The sequence below is a fragment of the Microbispora rosea genome (genome assembly GCF_044460045.1).
Taxonomy (GTDB): Bacteria; Actinomycetota; Actinomycetes; order Streptosporangiales; family Streptosporangiaceae; genus Microbispora; species Microbispora rosea.
In genome coordinates this window covers 582878-605967 of the sequence record NZ_JBITJO010000004.1, presented here as the reverse complement: position 1 = coordinate 605967, position 23090 = coordinate 582878, and the positions used below count along the sequence as shown (strand labels likewise).

The following is a 23090-nucleotide window of genomic DNA, read 5'->3' as shown; positions in this document are numbered from 1 at the left end:
GACGCGGCTACGGTAAAGAACGTGCCACGAATCAGACACGGTATCGGCATGCTCGCCGCCCTCCTCGTGACCGGATGCGGGTCCGGCATCGGCGCCGCCAGCTCGGCGCCCTCGCCGCGCGCGTCCGCGCCGGTGTCCGTGGTCCCATCGTCGTCCCTGCCGCCCCCCTCGTCGTCGGATGACCAGCCCTCGGGAAGCCGGGCCGAGCGGACGCTCGCGGAGATGAGCCTGCGGGACAAGGTCGCCCAGCTCTTCACCGTCGTGGTGTGGGGTCAGAAGGCCGGGGCGGCGAGCAAGGAGAACCAGGCGCGGTACGGCGTGGCGACGCCGGCGCAGGTGGTGGAGAAGTTCCGCCCCGGCGGGGTGATCCTGTTCGACTGGGCGGGCAACGTCTCCGGCGCGAGCCAGGTGGCCGCGCTGACCACCGGCCTGCGCGAGGCGGCGGCCAGGTCGGGCGAGGCGCCGCTCATGATCGGCGTGGATCAGGAGAACGGTCTGGTCTCCCGGCTCAAGTCCATCGTCACCACGTTCCCCGGCGCGTCGGAGATCGGGAAGACCGGCAGGACGGCGAACGCGCGCGACGTCGCCAGGGCGACCGGTGAGGAGCTGCTCGACCTCGGCATCTCGCTCGACTTCGCGCCGGTCGCCGACGTCAACATCAACCCGCGCAATCCCGTGATCGGCCCCCGCGCGTACGGCTCCGACCCGGGGAAGGTGGCCGCGATGGTCGGGGCGGCCGTCGACGGCTTCCACGCGGCGGGCGTGGCCTCCGTCGCCAAGCACTTCCCCGGCCACGGGGACACCTCGGTCGACAGCCACACGGGTCTGCCGGTCATCACGCACTCGAAGACGCAGTGGCGGAAGCTGGACGCGCCGCCGTTCCGCGAGGCGATCACGCACGGAGTGGACGCGATCATGTCGGCGCACGTGGTGATGCCGAAGCTCGACCCCTCGGGCGACCCCTCCACGCTGTCCCACCGCATCCTCACCGGCCTGCTCCGCGAGGAACTCGGCTTCGACGGCGTGATCAGCACCGACGCGCTCGACATGGCCGGGGTGCGGAAGAAGTACGGCGACGCCGAGGTCGCCGTGCGGGCCGTGCTCGCCGGGGCCGACATACTCCTCATGCCGCCGAACCTGCCCAAGGCGTACGACGCCGTCCTCGACGCGGTGAAGTCGGGCCGGATCTCCGAGCGCAGGATCGACGAGTCGGTGCTGCGGATCCTGCGGCTGAAGGAGAAGCGCGGCGTCTTCGGCCCGATCCGCACCGACCCCGGCGCGCTGAAGTCCGCCGCGCACCGCAAGGTCGCGGACCGCGTCTTCGCCGCCGTCAGGTGACGGCGGGCGCGTCCTCTCCGGGTGCGTCCTCCGCCGGCTCGTCGGCGTGGGTGTAGTCGAAGTACACGGTGATCGACGGCCAGTCGGTTCCGTCGTCGGTGATCTCGTTGTGCATGATCAGGTCGTACACCTCGATCGCGCCCAGCTCCTCGATCGTGGTCGCGACCCGGCGGAGCAGCGCGGGCACGCTGTCCTGGCCGATCCCTTCCGGATTGTTCTGGGTGAAGTGGTGCATCTGATTGGTGATCGGTTTCGTCACGAAGATCCCCACCGGCGCTTCTTCTTGCCCTGATTGCTCTGGTTCTGCTGGTTCTGCTGGCCCTGCTGCTGGTTGCTCTGGCCGGACTGGTCATTCTGGGTGCCGCGCTTCTGCGCGTTGCGCTCACCGTCGAGCTTCTCACCCGTCTTCACCTTCTGCTCCGCCGCTCTGGCGGCCTTCCGGTCGTACGGCTGACCGGCCTTCTTCGCGTCCAGCGCGGCCTGCTCCGCCGAGGACAACTGGGGGCCGCTCTGTCTCGAATAGGGCTTGCGGCTCCTGCCCATGTCCAGCTTGAGGCCGCCGCGGGGCCCCGCCTCGCCCGCCGTCCGCACCGGCGCTCCCCTCAGGGGCACGTGGGGGCCGCCCGCTCCCGCGAGGGACGGACCACCGCCGAAGGGGCCGCGGGTGTTCTTGAGAATGCGTTCCAGCGGTTCGGTGATGTGCCGTGTGACGGCCGGGGCCAGAACCCGGGCGCCGCCCTCCTCGGCCTCCCTCAGGATCTTCCGCATGGCGTACCGGGTGGCGAGGAGCCCGGCCGTGGCCGAGGCCGCGGCGAACGGGCCGCCCGCGACGAGGACCGAGGCCAGCCTGGTCGCGCCCGCGACGGCCTGACTGATGATGGCCACCTTCGTGGCGGTCACCGCGGTGGCGGTGCCTTCGAGCACGGCGGGCGCGTACGCGGCGGCCCCGACGGCCGTACGGAGGTGTTCCGTGGTGCCGGTCTTGTTCCAGTTGGTGCGCATCGCCTCGGCGGACACGCCCTGATAGACCCCCGGCAGTCGCCGGACCTCGTCCTCCGCGCCGGTCCCACCGGAGGCGGCGCCGGCCTGCACGACCTGCCACGGGCGGATCTCCGTGCGGATGTCGGCCTCGTCGATCTTGGGGAAGTTGACCAGGCTCGCGATCGGCTGCGCCCAGTCGGGCGGCATCAAGCCCATGCGCGGCCCGTCTCGTCGTGGGCCCCCGTGATCTGGCGCCCCGCGTCGCCCTCGGCGTCGGACACCCGCCGGCGCGCGACCGCGAGCGCGTCTCCCGTGCCCCCCACCGTCCCTCCGAGGTGCGCGTACGCTTCGACGGCGGTCAGGGCGCAGCGGTTGTAGGCGGCGACGAAGGCGCCGAACAGGCCGTCGTCGCCCCACGAGGCGGAGCCCGCCCGCTCGCGCAGATGAGCCAGAGCGGTCACGAACTCGTCGCCGTGCTCCGTCAGGCGAAGGGAGGCCCGGTCCACCCCGCTGTGCTCGATGCCAAGTTCCCCGTGCATGCGCGGCACGTTAGCATGACCCGCGAATTGCGGACGGGTGAATTGCACAGTAAAAGCCTTTTGTTCTTTTTGTGGAGGAATACTTGTCCTTGTCCTTTCCAGGGGGCAGCGATCAGGAGCTGCTGGAGCAGATGATTCGCCAGGCCGAGGACGTCATGCGCGGCCTCGCGGACGTCCAGGCCCAGATCCGGCAGGTCACCGGTGAAGGGGAGGGCGCCGACGGCCTGGTGCGGGCCAGGGCCGACGGCCGGGGGCAGGTGACCGCGATCATCCTGGATGCGCGGGTCATGCGGCTCGACCCGGCCGCCTTGAGCGCGGAGGTCACGAGGGCGATCAGGATCGCCCAGGACGCCGCGAAGGAGAGGACGGACGAGCTCGTCGCCGCCGCCCAGACCAGGGCGACCGGGCTGGCCGCCCCGCTCGACGAGACGTTCGTGCGTTATCGGTTCGACCAGCTCGCCCAGGAGCTGGACGCGGGGGCGGACGCCTCCGGCCCACGCTCCGCCGGCCGATACTCCGCCGGCCAACACTCAGGTGACCTGGACCAGGACGCGGAGCGGGCCGCGCGGATCGAGGCGTGGCTGGAGGACGGGCAGCGCGAGATCGAGGCCGTCACCGGCCACGGCCGGGGGGCGGACGGCCGGATCCAGGCCGTCACGACGGCGTACGGCCAGGTGCGGGAGGTCGTCATCGAGCCCCGCGCCATGCGCCTGCCCAGCCGGACGCTGGCCGAAGAGGTCCTGCTGGCCGTGCACCGGGCGCAGCAGGACGCGGAACGGCAGGGCCGTCAGATGGTGAGTGACGCGCTGCGGGAGCTGGCGCCCGGCGAGTCGTTCGGCCCGGACGCCGTCGACGAGTGGTTCGGCGGGTTGCTCAAGCCGTTCGAGCGGCCCGACTGACCACTCCCTATATTTGTAGGCACGTCGGGTGGGAGGCGCGGTGCTCAAGGGTGTGCTGATCGACTGGGGCGGGGTTCTGACCACGAGCCTGGCCGAGTCGATCGCGGAGTGGATCGAGGCGGACCGGATCGACCCCCGGCACTACCGGGACGTGATGCGCGCGCTGGTCACCCAGGCATACCGGGCCGGCGTCGGGCCGGGTGCGGAGAACCCGATCCACGCGCTCGAACGCGGCGAGATTCCGGTCCTGGAGTTCGAGCGCGCTCTGGCGGCCCGGCTGGTGACCCTCGACGGCGGACCGCCGGAGGCCGACGGCCTGCTCACCCGGATGTTCGCCGGGTTCCGGCCGGTCGAGGAGATGAACGAGATGCTCCGCCAGGCCCGGGCGGCCGGGCTCGGCACCTGCCTGGTGTCCAACTCCTGGGGCGACCACTATTCGCGTGAGGACTGGGAGGTCCTCTTCGACGCGGTCGTCATCTCGGGAGAGGTCGGCATGCGCAAGCCCGAGGAGCGGATCTTCCGGCACGCGCTCGGCCTGCTGGGGCTCGACGCGGTGCAGTGCGTGTTCGTCGACGACATCGAGGCGAACATCGTGGCGGCCCGCGCGATCGGCCTGGTCGGCGTCCACCACAGCGACCCCTCGGAGACCATCGCCGAGATGGAGCGCCTGTTCGGCCTGCCCTTCCGCGAGCCCGGCGCCGCCGCCCGTCCGTAGCCGCAATGGCTTCAACCACAGACCGAGTCGAGGAACGCATGCGCGTCTATCTGCCGTCCACGATTCCCGCGCTGGCGCGCGTCGTCGCCGCGGGGGAGCTGGGCCCGGCCCCGCTGACCGGCTTCGCGGTCACCCCCGCGTTGATCGAGTGGTACGCCTCGGGTGACACCGAGGAGCTGGAGTACGTCGCGCTGACCGAGGCCGCCAGGGGCTCCCTGCGCATGCTGGCCGCCGACCGCGCGGACGGCGTCCAGGCGGCCGTCCGGCGGGTGGTGATCGCGGCCGAGGTGCCCGACGAGACCGTGAAGACCGGGGCCGAGCTGGAGGAGCGCGCCCGGGTGCGGGTGCTGGAGCCGATCCCGATGCGGTTGGTCGCCGCGGTCCACGTGGACGACGCCGACGCCCTGCCCGATGTGGAGGCGGCCATCGCGGCGCTGCCCGCGGCCGACGGCGGGGACGACGACGCGCAGTTCGTCGTGGACGGCGCGGAGGACCACGAACTGCTGTGGTACGCCACCCAGGAGATCCCCGATCTGCTCAGCTGACGCACGGCGTTCATGGATATGTCACACCTGGCGTCTAAGCTGGGAGCAAGATGACACACATTGTTTGGGACTGGAACGGGACGCTCTTCCACGACATCGACGCCGTCGTCGGCGCGACCAACGAGCTCTTCCTGCCGTACGGCCTGGGGCCGTACGACGCGGACGGCTTCCGCGAGGTGTACACCCGCCCCATCTGGGTGGCGTACGAGCGGATGCTCGGCCGGCCCCTCAGGGAGGGCGAATGGGAACTGCTCGACGCGGGCTTCCACGAGCACTACCACCGGCTGATGGAGGCGTGCAGCCTCGCGGAGGGGGCGGTGTCGAGTCTGCGCGCCTGGGGGGAGTCGGGCCGCACGCAGTCGCTGCTGTCCATGTGGGGCCACGAACGGCTGGTCCGCAAGACCGGCGAGTTCGGCATCGACGGCCACTTCACCCGGATCGACGGCTCGCGCTCGGCGACCGGCGGCCACAAGGCCGAGCACATGGTGGAGCACCTGAGTGCGCTCGGCCTCGACTCGGCGAAGGTCGTCGTCATCGGTGACAGCGTGGACGACGCCCACGCGGCCCTGCACGTCGGCGCCCGCGCCATCCTCTACACCGGCGGCATGACCAGGCGGTCGGAGCTGGAGGGCGTCGGGGTCCCGGTGGTGGACTCGCTGGCCGACGCCCTCGACCTCGTCTGATCAGCGGGCCTGGCGTTCCTCCTCCAGCAGCCATCGGGGTTTGGCCCTGCGCGGCGGCCGGTAGAGCCGCTTGACCGCCACACCTCCGACGACGAACGACGCGAACAGGAACAGGCCCATGATCGCGTCCCAGGTCTCCTGGCCGGAGACCCGGGTGTAGGCGAGCATCACGGCCCACATCGCGAACATCACGGCCCCGGGGAGCTGCGCGAACGCCAGGTTGCGCAGTTCCTTCGGGGTGTCGGCGTCGAAGTAGCGCGCCGCCCACGTGCTGCCAGGCCCGCCCCGGACGAACCTGACGTGGTTGACGATGCCGAGGACCGCGAGCAGGGCGGCGGCGAGCACCGCCCATACCGGCGCGTGCGGGTAGCCCACGGCCTCGACCGTGTCGGTCACGGCACTACCCAAAGACACTCTTCCATCCCTTCTTGATACCCGACCCGATCGACTTGACGGTGTTCGCCACCGGTTTACGCAGGTGGTCGTACGCGGCGATCGCGGTGTCGCCGACGACGCCGCCGACCATTCCGCCGACGTACGCGCCGGCGGCGCCGCAGACCGCGGCGAGCACGACGCCCGGGCTGCACGCCGCCGCGCCGATCGTGGCGCCCGCGTAGGAGCCGCCCGCGACCGCCGCCCCGCGGATGGTCGCCCGCGCGACCTTCTCACCGGTGTTGATGTCCTTGCCCGAGTCGCTGCCCCATTGGGTGAGGGCGCCGTCGGCGAAGGTGGCGACGACCCCGAACCTGCCGACGAACTTGCCCGCCTTGCCGAGCCTGCCGCCCCACTTGATGCCGCGCGCCTCGATCCGGTTGGCCTTGGCGTCGTACCACTTGCCGAGCCCCTTCCACAGCCACTTGGTCAGCCAGTTGCCCTCCGGATAGCTGACCGACTTGAGCTTGTAGAGGCCGGCCATGACCCGGCGGCTCTCCTTGAAGTTCTCACCCCAGGTGTTGAGCATGTCCGCGGGGCCGCCCAGTCCGTACGCCAGCCAGCCCAGGGCGGTGAACTTGCGTGGATCGACGCTGGCCAGGGTGTTGCTCTTGACCGTGGAGCCGAAGCTCGGCCCGGAGCGGTGTGGCGCGCCGCCGCCACCGCCGGTGGAGCCGCCACCGCCACCGTGGCCACCGCCGCCGCCGTGGTTACCTCCTCCTCCCCCTCCGTGGTTGAGGACGGCCAGCAGGGCCCGCATGAGCGCCAGCAGGATCGCCAGCCAGCTGCCCCAGAACTTGCCGTCGGGGTCGGTGAAGGTGACGGGGTTGTTGCCGGCGTAGGCGTAGCCGTTCATCTGCTGCGGGTCGTGCGGGTCGATGATCGGGTCGACGCTGATGAACCTGCCGGTGGCGGGGTCGTACTCGCGGGCCCCGAGGTGGGTGAGCCCGGTCGACTCGTCCACGGTGCCGCCGACGAAGCCCTTCTCGCCCGGCCAGGAGCCCGGCGGCGCTCCCCGCTGCTGGCCGAAGGGCTTGAACCGGCGCTGGGTCAGCGACTGGTTCGCGGCGTCGATCGCCAGCTCCGCCGTGCCGTTCTGGTCGGCGGCCAGGAACTTCACGCCCGCGGTGGTGCGCACCGCGACCGTCACGGTGTCGTGCGTGTAGTACCTGGTCGCCTGGACCTTGGCCGTGGAATCGGCCGCGGCCTTGTCCAGGCGCAGCTCCAACCCGGGGAGGTAGAGCGTGGTGCCGCCGGGGTCGCGCCGGATGAGCCGGTTGCCGTCGGCGTCGTACACGTAGGAGGTGACCTTCGTGCCCTCGGTCACCTTGGCCAGGCGACCCTCGACGTCCCACTCCAGCGTCTGGGCCGTGGCGCCGATCGTGCGGCCGGTGGTGTTGCCGGTCTCGTCGTAGGCGTAGGACTCCGTGCGGGCGCCCGCGCCGCCTGCCTGAGTCACGCCGGACAGGGCGTGCGGGTGCGGCGAGCCGGGGGCCGGGTAGCCGTAGGTCCGGGTCGTGTCGGCCGCGCCGCCGACGCCGTGCTCGACCTCCTTCGTGCGGTTGCCGGTCACGTCGTACCCGAACGACTGCCAGTAGGGCGCGACGCCGCCGATGACGCTCGCGCTCGGCGCGCCCGCGCACGACTGGGTGCCCTGCGTCCAGGCATCGGTGAGGCGGCGCAGGTAGTCGTAGGCGAAACACTGCGTGTCGGTGCCGCTGCGGGACACGTCGGAGATCGAGACGACGTTGCCCACGGCGTCGTAGGTGTAAGTGGCGTCGCGGTCCACGCCCGGCACGTCCTCGCGGTCCACCCGCGACGACCGCAGGCGCTGGGTGCCGTACTCGTAGGAGTAGGTGAACCAGGTCTTCTTGCCTCCGGTCGACAGCTCGTACTGCTCGGGCTTGCCGGTGAGGCTGTGGATCGAGTCGGTGACGTACGGCGACAGGCCCGACATGGTGGTGGGCCTGCGCAGGTCGTCGTAGGAGTAGACGACGGTCTCGGCCGGGAGGCCGCCCGCCTCGGGGTAGGTGGCCGACTGGACGGTGCCGTCCAGTTTGTAGCGCGTGTCGAACACGTAGCTGCCCGCCAGCGCGCCCTCGGCGGACGGGATCGTCACGGTCGTGCGGATGGCCCGATAGAGGTTGTCGTAGGCGTTGAACGTGGTCGTGTACGCTTGGCCGTTCGCGTACCTGGTGGCGCTGGACGCCTGTCCCTTGCGTACGGTGTCGTAGGCCCACGACGCCATCAGCGGGCCGGTCGCCGAGCCCTCACGGGTCTCCGTCTTACGGCCCATGGAGTCGTAGACGTTGAAGATCGTCTTGCCGCGCGCGTCGGTGGTGGTCAGCACGTGGTCGAGGTCGTCGTACGTCGTCTTCGTCGTCCCCTTGTCGGGGTCGCGCACCTCGGTCTCCCGCCCGCGCAGGTCGTAGAAGTGCGTCCAGACGTTGCCCGCGGGGTCCTTGACGGTCGAGAGCTTGCCAGCGGGCGTGTAGGTGTAGGTCGTCTTGTCGTAGTCGCCGGCGGGGGAGTCGCCCTTGTACTGGCGCAGCTCGACGATCTGGTCGCGGGCGTCGGTCAGTGTGGTCACCGGCGTGTCCCCGGTCGGCGGGTCCACGGTGACCCTGCCGCCGCCGTAACTGGTGACCGTGCGCCACTTCTCCTTGGTCTCGCCGTTGCCGACGAGGAACCGTTCGAGTGTGACCCGGTTGCGGCCGTCGTAGTCGAACACCTTCTGCGACTCGACGTCGCCCTCGTACGCGCCGAACAGCTTGGTGGAGGGGGCCGTGGTCGAGTAGTACTGGCCGTACTCACGGGCCACGTTGCCCCGGGAGTCGTAGAACTTGTCGCTGACCAGGCGGCCGCCGTCCGGCCCCGGCTCCTGGGTCTGGCGCAGCCGCAGCCGCCCGTCGTACAGCTCGTACGTCGGCGGGGTCTGGCCGCCCTCGGCGTCCAGCTTCTTCGTGCCGATGGCGACGATCTCGCCGTCCACGATGCGGTAGCTGAACTCCAGGTTCGGCGTCTGGCTCGCCGCCTTCGACCGGTCGGGCATCCACACCTTCAGCAGGCGGCCGAGCGCGTCGTACTCCAGGTCGGTGCGCTTGCCGTTGGCGTCGATCTTGACGGTCTCGAACCCGTACGCCGGGTCCTTCTCCTGGCTGGTGACGTGGGCCGTCGAGGCGTCGCCGGGGACCACCGGCGGCCCGGTGACCTTCACGCCCGTGTTCAGCCCTCCGGTGTCGGTGTAGGCCGTGGTCGTGACGTGGCCGGCCGCGTTCTTCGTGGTCAGCTCGCGGCCGTAGGCGTCGTACGTCGAGACCTCCTTGGCGACGTACGTCGCGGTGGTGCCGTCGTGCGCGGCGATCGTCTCGACCCGGGTGATGTCGCCCCTGGTGGGCGCGGTCCCGAAGGCGCCGTTGTCGTAGTAGGTCCGGTCGTCCTCGACGACCTGCTTGGACCGGTCGGGGGTGGCCGAGCACGCCACCGCGACCGTCTCCACCCTGACCGGATATCTCAGCATCCAGGCCTTGGTGTTCTGGGCGTAGGTGGTGCGGGTGCACCGGTCGTCGGAGGCGGTGGACAGGTCGCCCTTGTCGTCCACCTCGGTGGTGAGACCGGCGACGGGCTCGTACTTCGTGCCGCTCTCGGTCTCCCGCCAGCCGCCGTCCATCGCGGTCCACGTGTGCGTCTTGGCGACGTTGACGATGTTCGCAGTGACGGTGCCCCAGCTCCGGGTGCGCTTGGCCGTCTCCTGATACCAGGGCGTGTTGACGGTCTTGACCGCGACCGCGCCGTCCACGCCCTCGTATTCGGTCCGCTTGAGCTCGAACCCCTGCAGCGGGTCCTCGTCGACGACGCTGCCGCCCTCGCCGTCGGAGACCGTGACCTTCTTGGTCCCGCCGCTCGGGCCGGCCCGGTCGCCGTTCATGCCGCGCAGGTAGCGCGTCTCGACCAGGGAGCGCAGGTCGTTCCAGCCGCCGGTGCGCACCCGTACGCGGCCGTAGCCGCGCCACTGAGACCAGGTCTTGTACTTCTCCTTGGTCATGCCGTCGTCGTCGTCATAGTGCCAGGCGGCGCCGTCGACGTACTCGTACGTCGTCAGCGCGTCGGGGGAGCCGCCGGTGCGGTCGGTCTGCACGACCTGGGTGACGACGTACTTGTGGAACCAGTCGGTGATCGGGTCCTCGTACCCGGCGGGCGTCCACTTGACCGGGAAGCAGCGCCGGGTGTTGGTCTCCGGGGTGGGCAGCGAGCCGAGCGTGCAGTCGGCGTCGGAGTAGTTGACGTCGATCTGCCCGCCCGACTCGTCGTAGATCGCCCCGAGGCGATACTTGACGAACGGGGGGATGTCGTCGCCCTGCTTGTCCACCCGGTTGGGCAGTTGCACGTGGTTGAAGGTCACCGAGGGCAGCGCTACCGGGCTGCCGGCCGCGCGACCGGTATGCGTGATCGACTTCACCAGCAGGGCCTGGTCGATGTCCGCGTCGCCCCACAGGTGGTCGACGGCCCAGTTGTCCACGTCGCGGTAGGTGCCGTCGGCCTTGATCACCTGCGTGGTCACGCCGGTGAGCCGCTTGCGCGACCAGAACGTGGGCGCGAGCGTTCCATGGGTCGCCTTGCACTCCGTGCCGGTGTCGCAGTTCAGGTCGTACGGCACGTCCGGCCACTTGGTGGGGTTCGAGCCGATCTTGCTCGGGTCGCAGTCGAAGGCGTCGGTCTTCAGGCACCGCTCGGAGACGCCGAACACCACGCGTGCCGGGGCCTTGGCCGTGAACAGCGTGTCGGAGCGCTGTCCGTATTCGATGCGGTCGAGCCAGCCCCCGCGCACGTACGGCGTCTCGTCCTCGGGCTTGAGGTTGCGGCCGTAGTGGTTGCCCTCCTGCTGGTAGTAGTACGTGATGGCGTTGCCGCGCGGGTCCACGACATAGTCGAGGTTCCACTGGTAGGCCTGCTGGCACCACGAGGCGGCGAAGGTGGAGGCGTGACACGGCTCGTCCGCGTCGTCGCCGAACACGGGGTGCGTCCAGGCCGACTTCGTCTCCGGCTTGCCGCTGCTCCACCCGGGCAGCCGGTTGAGCCCGAAGAAGAACTGCACGCCGTCGGGGGTGGTGAGCTTCCAGTACTCCCCGTCGTCGTCGCCGTTGGCCTTGGACGTGTCCTTCAGGCGTTCGACGCGGGTGCCGTCGTCGTTCTTCATCCGCCACGTGCCGTCGGATGCCTGGATCAGCTCGCCGCCGCGTCCGTTCCAGCTGATCACGGCGTTGTCGTACGCCCAGCACTGGTCGCCGGGCGGGGTGCCCCACTGGTCCTTCGGCGCCCCGTCGTCCGCGCAGGGCTTGTAGGCGCGCTTGATGTAGCCGGGCCAGTAGTCGAAGCCCTCGCCCACCCAGGACGGCTGGTTGTTGGTGTTGGAGGTGCGGCCGTCCACCGCGCCGGAGGAGTAGCCGATCTCCACCTTGGGCGTCAGCTCACCGGGAACGGGCGGCACCCGCAGGGGATAGGACCAGGAGAAGTCGCCCGACTGCTCGGCCACGGTCCAGGTGGCCGACGGCGACAGCTTGGTGGCCTTGTAGTCGCCCTTGTCGCTGGAGTCGCCGGAAACGGCCGCCAGCACCGTCGCGTCCGCCGGGACCGTGGCGGTGAGCGTGCGGCTCGCCGCGTCGTTGCGCGCGCGGACCGGCGTCTCCGTACGGCAGGAGGGCTGGTCGGGGGTCGTCAATGCGCAGGCGGGCAGCCGGACCAGCCGCAGCCGGCTGCCGTACGAGCCGCCGAATTCGCCGGCGAGGGCCGAGTAGTCGACGGTGACACTCGACGCCCTGTCTCCGGCGGCCTTGACCGTGAACAGGGCGGCGTCGGCGCCGACGCGCGCGGCGGCGGCGCCGTCCAGCATCCGCACGGCGGCAGGGGAGGTGACCTTCACCTCGCCGGACGCGGGCCGCCGCGTGGCGGAGGCGTCCGCGGGGGCGCCCGCCGGGTCGGGACGGCGGGGCTTGACACCCGGCGTCTCACCGCGGACCACGCGCTCGGCGCTGCTCACCTCCGGGCGTCCCGCGTCCGGGGCCGCCGCCTGCGCGGGCTGGGCGACCAGGGACGCCGCGACGGTCACCAGCGCCGTGACCGCGGCGACCCTGCGTCTGAACCGCTGTCTGAACCGCTGCCTGAACCTCTTCGGGTGGGGGAACCCGTACATGCGCAACCTCCCGCCCGGCCGCCGCGCGGCGGCCGGGGCTGCTTCGAGTTCGCTTACAGGCCGGTGTCCGTGGCCAGCTCGGTGCCGCCGGCCAGCATCTGGATCTGTTCCTCGGTCGCGATCCCCTGGATGGCCCACACGTCGTCGATCACGCCGGGCCAGTACTCGCCCCATGCGCCGTCCGCCTTGGTGCGGCCGAGCTGGAGCCCCTTGCCCGCGTTGAAGCCGATCACGTTGTGGCGCCAGGACACCGTGTCCTCGACCTGTTCCAGCTCGCCGTTCACGTAGAGCCGCATCTCGTCCTGGAAGGCGTCGTACACGATCGCCACGTGATCCCAGTCGAAGCCGGACTGGAAGGCCGAATGCTCGGCGGTCGGCCGGGCCGCGCCGGTCGCGTCCTTGTCCGGCATCTCGATCTGGTAGCCGCCCGCGTTCGCCGGGTCGGCCGGGTCGGGCCGGTAGCGCAGGGTGAACGCGCTGTTGACCGAGCCCTCCTGGCTGAAGACCGCCGCGGCCCTGGACGGCCGTCCCGCGGTCGTCACCCAGCCCGCGATCGTGAAGCTCTCGTCGGTGCGGACGGCCGGAACGGAGGTGGCGGCGTAGTCGCCGTCGCCGTCCAGCACCAGGCCGCCCGGCGGGGTTCCGACCCAGCCGGCTCCCTGGTCGATCCTGGCGTTGCCGTTCAGCGTGACGTGGCGCCCGGACGGGCCGTCGTCGGCGGCGATGGTCAGCGAGGCGCCGGAGGCCAGTGTCGCGATCTCCGAGTCGCTGATGATCTGGTCGTACAGCCGCACGTCGTCGATGTCACCGGGGAAGTAGGACTTCAGCGTGCCGTACCAGCCGGCCCCGATCTGCACCGGGCCGGTGGCCTTCCACGGCGTGGTGAAGGCCGTCGTGGAGTTGAGCTTGCCGTTGACGTAGAGCCTGATCTGCTTGTTCGCCGCGTCGTACACACCGGCGAGGTGGGTCCAGACGCCGCCTTCGGGCACGGCCGTGGACTGGGCCCGGGTGATCACGTCGTCGTCGTTGTCGTTGTTGTAGCGGTTGAAGATCCACCGGTCGTAGCTGGAGGAGTAGTACAGCTCGAACCCGCTGCGCCGGGAGCCGGCCTGTGTCGCGATGATCGCCGCGTGGGTCGGTTTCGTCGCCGGGAGCTTGGCCCAGGCCGACACCGAGAAGCTCTTGGTGGTGTCGGGCAGGACCGGGCCGCCGGTCTTGAGATAACCGGTCGTGCCGTCGAGGTGCACGGCCTTGCCGAACCGCCCCGCCGCGCCGAACGTGACGCCGCCCTGCGGACCGGCCGGGTAGGTGCCGCCCGCCTCCTCCGCGCGCGGGGCCCCGGCCGCCTCGTCCATCTTCCAGTAGGCGGTGGCGGCCCGTACGGCGGAGGCGGAGTCGTTCAGCTTCCAGCGCGAGGCCACCACGGGATGCTGGGTGAACAGGTTGCCGACCTCCTCGGGCGTGACGATGCGGTCGAACAGCCGCACGTCGTCGATCTCGCCGGGGAAGAAGGCGTCGAGCTTGCCGTACCAGCCCGCGCCGATCTGCACCGGGCCGGTGGCGTTCCACGGGGTCGTGTAGGCCGTCGTGGCCTGGAGCTGCCCGTTGACGTACAGCTTGATGTTCTTGGCCACCGGGTCGTACACGCCGACGAGGTGGGTCCACTCGCTGCCCTGGGGCGAGGCGGTGCCGATCGCCCGGGTGATCGTGCCGTCGGTCGTGTCGTTGTTGTAGCGGTTGAAGATCCACCGGTCGTAGCCGGAGGAGTAGTACAGCTCGAACCCGCTGCGCTGGGCGCCGATCTGCGTGGCGATGATCCCGGCGTGCGTGGGTTTGGTGGCGGGCAGCCGCGCCCAGGCCGACACCGCGTAGCCGTTGCGCGTGTCGAGCACCGGCCCGGCGGTCTTGGCGTAGCCGTCGGTGCCGTTGGTCTGCATGGCGGTCTTCGACATGCCGTCCACCCCGAGCGTCACCCCGCCGTACACGGTCGCCGGGTACGCGCCCGAGACGTCGGCCACCTGGGTGGAGTCGATCGGCTCGTCCAGGGCCCACTGGGCCTTGGCCGGGGAGCCCGCCTTCACGCGGAACACGTAGCGCCCGATCTCGCTGGAGTTGCCGGCCGCGTCGAACGCCTTCACGGTGAGGTAGTTCGGCCCGGCGTGATCGGGTGCGATGTCGATGGTCACCGCCCCGCCCGCGCTGGACGGCTTGCGCTCGTTGGCGGAGGTCGGGTTGGAGTTGACGCCGAACCAGTACTTGACCACGTCGGACGACGACGAGGCCGCGGTGAAACGGCCGTAGCGGCCGACGCCGTCATACCAGGGATCGGCCTCGTTCTCCGGGTCCGACTGCGGGTAGGCCGTGGACGACAGCGTGGGAGCGGCCGGCACGCCCTTGTCGTAGGTGAAGTAGCACGCGGTGGCGTCGCCCGCGTAGCTCCACGGGCTGTACTGGTAGCCGTCCCAGGTGCGGACGTACCAGTTGATCGTCTTCTTCTCGGGTATCGACGCCGGCAGCGTGACCTGGAAGGTCGAGCCGGTGGTCTTCGGGCCGATCTTGCCCGACGACCACTTCTGCGCGCCGTCCCAGGTCGCGCCGAACTCGGCGTACACCTTCTTGGCGTCGGCGGAGTCGGCGTCGAGCAGGACCGCCGAGATGGTGGGGGGCACGCGTACGGCGGGGGCGGGGGAGTAGACGCAGGTGCCGCCGGGGTTCATCGACAGGTTCGACATCTTCGGCTGCGGCGGCGGGGTGTTGTAGTTGACCCGCAGGTAGGCGTCGTCGGCGAAGCGCTTCCAGCCCCCGGGGTCGGTCTCGTAGCCCGCGCGCAGGCCGAACGTCGTGGTCGACCACTTGCCCGCCGAGGCGTCCTTGACGGCCTTGGTCGCGTCGAACTCGACGTCGCCCGCGGGGCAGCTGGACGACCAGCCCTTGGCCACGTCACGGGTGTCGAGGTGCTCCAGCCAGTTGTCCGAGGTGGAGTTCCATGTCGAGCTCTCGATGAACCCCTTGGTGCGCCACAACTGCACGGTGCGGCCGTCGCACGAGTACGACCAGGTCTCCTTGGCCACGAAGTCGGCCGAGATGATGTATTTGCCGGCGTACGCGCTGGTCGGCATGCGGTAGAAGATGCGCTTGACGTCGGACGGCGCGCACTTGGAGTCGCCCGAGCACAGGCCCATGCCCGAGTCGGCCTTGCCGCCGAACTTGTAGTACGACTGGCTGGGGTAGGTGCGCGACACGTAGGCCCAGGCCGAGGCCTTGACCGTCTTCCACACCGGGTCGATGTAGACGGGATAGCGGGTGTCGGGCGCGTCGAGCAGCGCCCGGTCGGGGGTGAGGGTGAGGCTCCCGCCCTCCACGGCCGCGCTCAGGCCGGCGACCTTCGAGGTGTCGGAGGGGCCGCGCTCCAGCGGGGCCGAGGTCGCCGCCTTCAGCGCGGGGGCCGGGGCGCCGGAGTCCCACATGACCGCCGCGGGCGCCTCGAAGAGCGCTCCGCCGCCCGCGGCGTCGACCGCCTCGACGGCGCCGCCGTCCTTCGTCCGCACACCCAGCCCCGGGCCGCCGAGGCCGAGCGTGAGCCGGGTCAGCGCGCCGTTCGCGGCGGCCTCCCTGGTCTTGACGACGAGGGTGTGGGAGAAGCCGTCCACGTCGGCCCGTACGACGAGGTCCACGTCCTTCATGACGTCGTGGTAGACGGCCGAGTCGCCCTGCAGTTCGGGTTCCGGCAGCCCTCCGGGCCACTTCAGCGACATTTCGCGGCCGGCCCTGGCGACGCGGGCCAGCGGCGCGTCGCCGCCGCTCGACAGCGACAGCCCGACGGTGCTCGCGCGCGGCCCGATCGAGCCGTCCGGCCGCCGGACCAGCGTCGTGTCGGGCGCGACCCAGGAGTCGCCCTCCCGCACCCGCACGGGGCGCAGATGCTCGACCGTGGTGAACGTGCCGTCGGGGTTGGCGTAGGTCTCCCGGTCCTCGCCGCGCTTGGCCAGCACCTCGACCGGGCGGCCGGTCTCGCGGGCGGCCTGCCCGGCGGCCTCGTCGGTCGGCGCACCTTCCTCCGGCGCTCCTTCTCCCGGCGGTACTGGATCGGCCTGGGCGGCGCGGGGAGCGGCGTACGCCGCGCTCTCGCCCTCGGCGGTTACGGTCAGGCCGATCGCGAGGACCGCGGCCAGCACTGTAGAACCCAGCTTTCGGTACACGACGTCCGCCTCATTCTGGACAGGGTGGGACGAGAGCTAAGAACCGCGCGGAAAGTGCAAAAAACGTTTACTGATCATTAAGAGAACCTTCGGTGACATGTCTTGTCAATATCTTGTTTGCGGGGTGGTGGACGGTTACGATCTCCGCGCCTCGGGTGCGAGGGAAAGCGGGTTCGGGCTGTATCCGCGGCGGAATTGCGGACTCTCCACATGCCGCATGGGCCGGGTTCCGGCCACGGCGGCTCTCGGGGTAACGGGCGCCGGGAAGAGCGCCCGGGCGCATTTCGGCCGGTACCTCGCAAGCCGTCCCGCCTGTGAGGGGTTATAAGACGGTTGTGGATACAGCGGGCACTCCGCGTGGGCCGTACTCTGAGCACGATCCACACCGCACCCCCACGGAGGCCGCGATCAACCGCCTCGTTCTCTGGAACATCGACCTGACGCTCGTCGACGTCGCCATCGTCACCCGCGAGGCCTACGCGGACGCGTTCCGGATGGTGACAGGGCGACCGCTGGTGAAGCTCGCACCGGCGCTGGGCCGTCCCGACTCGGAGATCGTCTTCGAGACCCTGGCCGTCAACGGCATCGCCGTCGAGGACCACCACCTGCCGAGATTCCTCGACGCGCTGGCCGTCTGCTTCGCGGAGCGGCGCGGGCGGCTGGCCAAGGACGGCCGTGCGCTGCCCGGCGCCAAGGACGCGCTCAAGGCCGTGTCGCGTCTCGACGGCGTCGTCCAGTCGGTGCTCACCGGCACCATCAAGAGCAACGCCGTGCACAAGCTCAAGGCGTTCGGGCTGGACAAGTGGATCGACGCCGAGGTGGGCGGCTACGGCGAGGAGGTCTACCCGAAGGCCACCCTGCTGCAGGTCGCGCAGGGGCGGGCCAAGGCCAGGCACGGCGCCGTCTTCACCGCCGGCAACACGGTCCTCATCGGCGACTCCACGCGTGACGTCCAGGCGGCGACGATCGGCGGCGCCGCCATGATCGGCGTCGCGTCGGGCCGGTCCACGGCCGCCGAGCTGCGCGAGGCGGGGGCGGACATCGTGCTCTCCGACCTGTCCAACCCCTCCGAAGTCGTCGCGGCCGTCGCCCGCCTGACCACTCCGGCCGACCGTACGGCCCACTGACCCCGGACTCGGGAGCACCGGGTGGCGCGGGCTGAACGTTTCAGCGCCGCGGCGTGGATACTTTCGGCCGCCGATCGGCTCGCCGGTCGGGCGGGCGGGCGCGTTCGCCCAGGCTGGGGCGGCCGTAGGCGCGGCGCGCGATCGTTCACCGCACCGTCGGCCGCGTCCTACCCGGAGATCGTCGCACCGGGGGACCGATCGCTACCGCCTGCTCGTTCGCTTAATTTCGGAACGCGCGGCCGGCTGTGCGCCGCGTGGCGTGCGGGTTGGCTCCTGTCCCCGAAAGGACTCCTGATGAGACGAAGTCTCGCAACCGTCGCGGCCGCCGGACTGGCCGCCGCGCTGGTCGCCGGTGGAGCCGCGATGACGACGACGCCGGCCACGGCCGCCGCCGGGTGCAAGGTGACCTACACGATCGTGAACCAATGGGGCGGCGGCTTCCAGGGCGACGTGGCCATCACCAATCTCGGCGACCCTGTCGGCGGCTGGAAGCTGGAGTTCGACTTCCCGGAGTCCGGTCAGAAGATCGCGTCCGGCTGGAACGCCACCTGGACGCAGTCCGGCACGCACGTGACCGCGACCAGCGTGTCCTACAACGGCTCCATCGCCACCAACGCCACGGTCAGTGGCATGGGATTCACCGCGAGCCTCACCGGCGCCAACCCCGTGCCTGCCACATTCTGGCTCAACGGCTTCATGTGCAGCGGCCCCGCAACCCTCAGCCCCTCGCCGAGCCCGAGTCCCTCGCCGAGCCCGAGTCCCTCGCCGAGCCCGAGCCCCACTCCAACGCCGAGCCCGAGTCCCTCGCCGAGCCCGAGCCCCACTCCAACGCCGAGCCCGAGTCCCACGCCGAGCCCGAGTCCCACGCCGAGCGCGAGTCCCTCGCCGAGCCCGAGTCCGACCGTCACACCCACGCCGGGCACGCCGCGCCCCGGCGTCGGACCGTGTACGCCGGGCGCGACCTACCCCAACCCGCTGCCGTCATCGTCGGTGACCGCCACCAAGATCCGGGACGGGTTCAACTTCCTGGAAGGCCCGGTCTGGGACGCCACCACCCAGACCCTGCTGCTGTCGCTCATGCGCGACGGCACGGGATCGGAAGGCGTTCAGCCCGCGGACGTGCTGCGGTTCACCGAGCCGAACACCTTCGAGACCTTCATCTCCGGCTCCGGCAGCAACGGCCTGGCCCTCAGCCGGGACGGCGGCACGCTGCTGGCCGCGACACACGACCAGCGCAGCGTCTCCTCCTTCCACCTGCCCGACCGGACCCGCGGCGTGGTCGCCTCCTCCTATCAAGGCCGCGCCTTCAACTCACCCAATGACCTCACCGTCGGCGCCGACGGCACCGTCTACTTCACCGACCCCGACTTCCAGCGCGCCAACCGGCCCGACCAGATGTCCGGCCGCACCGGCGTGTTCCGGGTCAAGAACGGCGTCGTCTCGCTGATCGACGACACCATCCGGGAGCCGAACGGCGTCGTGCTCTCTCCCGACGGCAAGACGCTCTACGTCGGCGGCAACGGCACAGGCCGGATCTACAAGTGGCCCGTCAACCCCGACGGCAGCGTCGGCGCCCGCGCCGACTTCGCGTCCCTGAACGGCTCGGACGGCGCGACCATCGACTGTGCCGGCAACCTCTACCAGGCGTCCTTCAACGACGGCAAGGTCCACGTGTACGCGCCGTCCGGCGTTCAGCTCGGCACCATCTCCGCCGGGCTCAACACCACCAACGTCGCCTTCGGGGGCCCCGACGGCCGGACGCTGTACATCACCTCGGGAACGCCCTCCCGCGGCGGGAACAGCGGCAACTTCGGTCTCTACCGCGTGCGGCTGAACGTCCCCGGCTGGCCGTACTGAGCGTCGTCACAGCGCCTCGTCGTCACAGCGCCTTAGTGTCACAGTGCCTTGTTGTCACAGCGCGTTGAGGAAGCGGGCCGCGACGGGGGCCGCCACCTGCGCTCCGGTGCCGCCGCCCTCGACCACGACGGCGAAGGCCAGGTCGCCCTTGTAGCCGATGAACCACGAGTGCGTCGGAGGGTTCTGGCCGTCCTCGGCCGAGCCGTACTCGGCTGTGCCGGTCTTGCCGGCCGTGCCGGCGGGGAAGGAGACGCTGCTCGCGGTGCCCTCGCTGACGACGGCGGGCATGAGGCGGCGCAGCGCGGACACGACCGCGGGCTCCAGCGCGCGCGGCGGCGTGCCGCCGTCGGGGACGAGTGAGGCCGGGACCAGCCGGGGTTGCCGCCAGGTGCCGGCGGCGATGGCGCCGGCGACGGCGGCCATGTTCAGCGGGCTGGCCAGGACGCGCCCCTGGCCGATGGCCGCGGACGCGAGGTCGGTGTCGTCATGCGGCGCGGGGAAGGCGGCGTCCACGGCGGGCACCCCGATCTTGATGCTGGCGCCGAAACCGAAGTCGGCGGCCACCTTGGACAGGCGATCGGCGCCGAGGCGCCGGACCGCCATGTCGCCGAACGTCGTGTTGCACGAGTGGGCGAAGGCGTCGACGAAGCGCAGCGTGCCGTAGTCGTGGAATTCGGCGTTGTGGAACGGGAAGCCGCCGATCGTCTTCTCGGCCGGGCACTCGACGGTCTGGCCGGGCGTGACGCCGCCGGCGACCAGCGCCGAGGCGGTCACGATCTTGAAAGTGGAGCCGGGCGGATACGTGCCGAGCAGGGCGCGGTTGTAGCCGCCCGGCTTGTTGACCACCGCGAGGACCTCGCCCGTGGACGGGCGCAGCGCGACGAGCGAGGCGGGCTTGTCCACGCCCTCCAGGGCCTGCGCTCCCGCCTGGTGCACTCGCAGGTCGAGGGTGGTCGGCAGCGGCTTGCCGGGCTTCGACCCGCCCTCGGCCAGCGTGGCGACCTTCGTGTTCGTACGGGTGTCGACCAGGTCGGCCCGGGCGGACGCGGTGCCGGCCAGGCGGGAGGCGTACTGCTCGCGCAGCCCCTCGACGATCTGCTGCACGGAGCCGGGGGCGTCCGGCGTGTCGATACGGGTGCCGTCGGCGTCGGTGATCGGCGCGCGCTCGGCGGGCACGGTGGTGAGCTTGGCCCGGACACCGTCGCCCATCCGGGGGTGGATGGCCGTCGAGGTCCATGCCACCTTCCAGGCGCGGTCGCGCTCGACCAGGCGGAGCCTCCCGTCGTACGCGATGGGCAGCGGGCCGGTCAGCCGCGCCCGGAACCGCACCGTGTCGTCCTGGACGTTCGTGACCTGGAATCGCTGCCCCGTGAGCTTCAGGTCGTCGTGGAAGCGTCGATAGGTGCTTTCGAAGCCGGCCGGCGGGTCGGCGGCGAGCGTGCGCATCGCCGCGTAGTCCGAACGTGACCACGCCGCGAGGAAGTCCCGCGCGGTCTCCTCGGGTGATCCCTTCGTCCGCAGCGCCCACACCGTGACCCCCGCGGCCACCACCGGCACGAGCACCGCCGCCGTGACGTACGGCCAGCGCCTTCGCTCTCGCATGCGTCCCCCTTCGAGTCGAGTGCACGCCAAGAGCAGCAGATCGGCCGGAAGAATGTCCAATATGGATATCAACGTGCTTCATGTGCGGTTCGGATATGCTCCCAGCTCGTGGACTTGGTCCGGCATCTCGGCTACTTCCTGGTTGTGACGGAAGAGCTGCATTTCGGGAACGCGGCCGCGCGACTGGGGATGGCGCAGCCGCCGCTGAGCCAGCGCATCAGGCGGCTGGAGGAGGAGCTGGGCGTGCGCCTGTTCGAGCGGTCGAGCCGGCGGGTGGCGCTCACGGAGGCGGGACGGCTGCTGGTGCCCGAGGCCCGTGAGATCGTCGCCAGGGTCGAGCGGATGCGCGACCTCATGTCCGACCTCGCGCGCGGCGACGCGGCGGTCGTGCGGGCGGGCGTCCCCGCCGATCTGGGCGCGGCCGTGCTCGCCGCGCTCATCGCGGGGTTTCGCGACCGCCGTCCCGACGTACGGCTGTCGCTGACCGAGATGGGCACGGCCGCGCAGGTCGGCGCGTTGCTGGAGGGCAGGCTCGACGTCGGGCTGCTGCGGCATCCGGTCGCCGCGAACGGGCTCGCGTACGGGCCGGTGCTCGTCCGGCATCCGGGTGTCCTGCTGGCGGAGGACGACGAGCTGACCGCCTGGGCGACCGTGCACCTCGGCGACCTGGCCGGGCGGGACCTGGTGCTGTTCCCCCGGGACGCCGAGCCCGGCCTGTACGACGACACGCTGGCCTCGTGCCGCCGGGGGGGCTTCGTCCCCACCGAGATCGTCTGCACCGACCGCCTGGAGTTCGCCCTCGGCCTGGTCCTGTCCGGAACGGCCGTCGCGTTCGGCGCCCCCGCCGAGGTGCCGGGCGTCGTGTGGCGACCCCTGGCGGGCGCGCCCCTGGCCTGGCGCTGCTCCCCTGCCTGGCGGACCGAGCCGGGGCCGTACGTGCGAGACTTCACGACCGTGGCCGTACAGGTGCTGAAAGAGAGCGCCGGCATGGTGGACGAAGGCGTGCCGCCCGCGCCGCGGGTGACGCCGCGCCCGGCGACCGGGTTCCTCGCATGAAACCCGGCGTGAACCCAGGCGTGAATCCCGGCATGAATCCCGTGGAGCGCGTCTTCCGGTCCGCCGGCGTCACGGGGTGGCTGCACGCGGTCGACATCGACGACGGGCGCGAGGTGGGCCTGCGGGCCGACGAGCCGGTGGTGCTCGCGTCGGTCTTCAAGGTGCCCCTGCTGCTGGAACTGCAGCGCCAGGCCGAGCGCGGGCTGTTCGACCTCACCGAACGAGTCGGCGTGCCGGCCGCGGACCGTACGGGTGGGGGCACCGGGCTGGCGGCGATGCTGGACGACGCCACGCTGTCGCTGCGCGACCTGGCCTACCTGATGATGGCGGTGAGCGACAACACCGCGGCCGACGTGCTGCTCGCCCGGGTGGGCCGGGAGGCGGTCAACGCGCTGCTCGACGGCCTCGGGCTGACGGCGACGCGAGTGGTGCAGAACTGCCGCGAGATGCTCACCAGCCTGTGGGTGGACGCGGGCGTGGCGGATCAGTCGGCCGTGACCCAGGCGTGCACCGACCCTGAGGTGGTGGCGCGGCTGAGCGCGCTCGACCCGGCGGTGGGCAACCGGAGCACGCCACGCGAGATGACCCGGCTGCTGGCCATGATCTGGCGGGACGAGGCGGCGGGAGCGGCCTCCTGTGCGGCGATCCGCCGCCTCATGGCACTGCAGGTGTGGCCGCACCGGCTGGCCTCTGGCTTCCCGTTCGACGACGTCGCGGTGAGCGGCAAGACGGGCACGCTGCCCACGCTGCGCAACGAGGTCGGGGTGGTCGAGTATCCCGACGGCGGGCGCTACGCCGTGGCCGTGTTCACCCGGTCGTTCGGCACCGCGCAGAATCAGCCGCGGGCCGACGCCGCGATCGGAGCCGCCGCCCGGATGGCGATCGACCAGCTCAGAACCCACATATGACAGGCCCTTTCTATGTGGG

General features: G+C 71.1%; 16 protein-coding genes. 9 read left to right on the top strand and 7 right to left on the bottom strand.

Annotation, left to right across the window (positions count from 1 at the left end; all coding sequences use genetic code 11):
- Positions 1-21 precede the first annotated feature (21 nt).
- The gene (locus tag ACIBK1_RS20065; RefSeq protein WP_396736794.1) at positions 22-1338 is read left to right on the top strand and encodes a glycoside hydrolase family 3 protein; all 1317 of its coding nucleotides are present in this window, start codon (positions 22-24) and stop codon (positions 1336-1338) included.
- Here ACIBK1_RS20065 and ACIBK1_RS20060 read toward each other — a convergent pair.
- Genes ACIBK1_RS20060 through ACIBK1_RS20050 form a run of 3 tightly spaced genes read right to left on the bottom strand, consistent with a single transcriptional unit; the run spans position 1331 to position 2858 of the window.
- Positions 1331-1597 (bottom strand): hypothetical protein, encoded by a 267-nt coding sequence (locus ACIBK1_RS20060; protein ID WP_159454731.1) that lies wholly within the window; start codon positions 1595-1597, stop codon positions 1331-1333. The genes ACIBK1_RS20065 and ACIBK1_RS20060 overlap by 8 nt on opposite strands.
- Positions 1594-2535, bottom strand: coding sequence for a hypothetical protein (locus ACIBK1_RS20055; RefSeq protein ID WP_156080998.1), 942 nt, complete (start codon positions 2533-2535; stop codon positions 1594-1596). Before ACIBK1_RS20055 ends, ACIBK1_RS20060 begins: the two co-directional genes overlap by 4 nt.
- Positions 2526-2858 (bottom strand): hypothetical protein, encoded by a 333-nt coding sequence (locus tag ACIBK1_RS20050; RefSeq protein WP_396736790.1) that lies wholly within the window; start codon positions 2856-2858, stop codon positions 2526-2528. The genes ACIBK1_RS20055 and ACIBK1_RS20050 overlap by 10 nt, the downstream gene beginning before the upstream one ends.
- 89 nt (positions 2859-2947) lie before the next feature.
- Here ACIBK1_RS20050 and ACIBK1_RS20045 point away from each other — a divergent pair, with 89 nt between their 5' ends.
- The 4 genes from ACIBK1_RS20045 to ACIBK1_RS20030 are packed head-to-tail and all read left to right on the top strand — an operon-like array spanning position 2948 to position 5700.
- Complete coding sequence (locus ACIBK1_RS20045) at positions 2948-3757, top strand: YbaB/EbfC family nucleoid-associated protein (RefSeq protein ID WP_396736787.1); 810 nt, start codon at positions 2948-2950, stop codon at positions 3755-3757.
- Positions 3758-3797: 40 nt separating this feature from the next.
- Positions 3798-4472 carry an HAD family hydrolase gene (locus ACIBK1_RS20040; RefSeq protein ID WP_030509322.1) on the top strand — a complete coding sequence of 225 codons (675 nt, stop codon included), beginning with the start codon at positions 3798-3800 and terminating at the stop codon, positions 4470-4472.
- Positions 4473-4510: 38 nt separating this feature from the next.
- Positions 4511-5017, top strand: a complete 507-nt coding sequence (locus tag ACIBK1_RS20035) for a DUF6912 family protein (protein ID WP_030509321.1) — start codon at positions 4511-4513, stop codon at positions 5015-5017.
- A gap of 50 nt (positions 5018-5067) precedes the next feature.
- Positions 5068-5700 (top strand): HAD family hydrolase, encoded by a 633-nt coding sequence (locus tag ACIBK1_RS20030; protein WP_030509320.1) that lies wholly within the window; start codon positions 5068-5070, stop codon positions 5698-5700.
- On the opposite strand, the gene ACIBK1_RS20025 is transcribed toward ACIBK1_RS20030, so the two are convergent.
- The 3 genes from ACIBK1_RS20025 to ACIBK1_RS20015 are packed head-to-tail and all read right to left on the bottom strand — an operon-like array spanning position 5701 to position 16521.
- Positions 5701-6096, bottom strand: coding sequence for a hypothetical protein (locus ACIBK1_RS20025; protein WP_357323081.1), 396 nt, complete (start codon positions 6094-6096; stop codon positions 5701-5703).
- Between the two features lie 4 nt (positions 6097-6100).
- Complete coding sequence (locus ACIBK1_RS20020; protein WP_396736783.1) at positions 6101-12322, bottom strand: RHS repeat-associated core domain-containing protein; 6222 nt, start codon at positions 12320-12322, stop codon at positions 6101-6103.
- A 53-nt stretch (positions 12323-12375) separates the two neighbouring features.
- Entirely contained in the window at positions 12376-16521 is a 4146-nt protein-coding gene (locus ACIBK1_RS20015) for a LamG-like jellyroll fold domain-containing protein (RefSeq protein ID WP_396736780.1), read from the bottom strand.
- A 407-nt stretch (positions 16522-16928) separates the two neighbouring features.
- Here ACIBK1_RS20015 and ACIBK1_RS20010 point away from each other — a divergent pair, with 407 nt between their 5' ends.
- Together ACIBK1_RS20010 and ACIBK1_RS20005 are read left to right on the top strand one after the other, a co-directional pair.
- The gene (locus tag ACIBK1_RS20010; RefSeq protein ID WP_030509316.1) at positions 16929-17648 is read left to right on the top strand and encodes an HAD family hydrolase; all 720 of its coding nucleotides are present in this window, start codon (positions 16929-16931) and stop codon (positions 17646-17648) included.
- A 294-nt stretch (positions 17649-17942) separates the two neighbouring features.
- Positions 17943-19505, top strand: coding sequence for an SMP-30/gluconolactonase/LRE family protein (locus ACIBK1_RS20005; RefSeq protein WP_396736777.1), 1563 nt, complete (start codon positions 17943-17945; stop codon positions 19503-19505).
- Positions 19506-19559: 54 nt separating this feature from the next.
- Here ACIBK1_RS20005 and ACIBK1_RS20000 read toward each other — a convergent pair whose 3' ends face one another.
- Positions 19560-21107: a penicillin-binding transpeptidase domain-containing protein gene (locus tag ACIBK1_RS20000; RefSeq protein WP_030509314.1), complete on the bottom strand. Its 1548-nt coding sequence runs from the start codon at positions 21105-21107 to the stop codon at positions 19560-19562.
- Between the two features lie 108 nt (positions 21108-21215).
- Here ACIBK1_RS20000 and ACIBK1_RS19995 point away from each other — a divergent pair, with 108 nt between their 5' ends.
- Positions 21216-22163 (top strand): LysR family transcriptional regulator, encoded by a 948-nt coding sequence (locus ACIBK1_RS19995; protein WP_030509313.1) that lies wholly within the window; start codon positions 21216-21218, stop codon positions 22161-22163.
- A gap of 32 nt (positions 22164-22195) precedes the next feature.
- Positions 22196-23071 (top strand): serine hydrolase, encoded by an 876-nt coding sequence (locus ACIBK1_RS19990; protein ID WP_030509312.1) that lies wholly within the window; start codon positions 22196-22198, stop codon positions 23069-23071.
- The last annotated feature ends 19 nt before the right edge of the window (positions 23072-23090 follow it).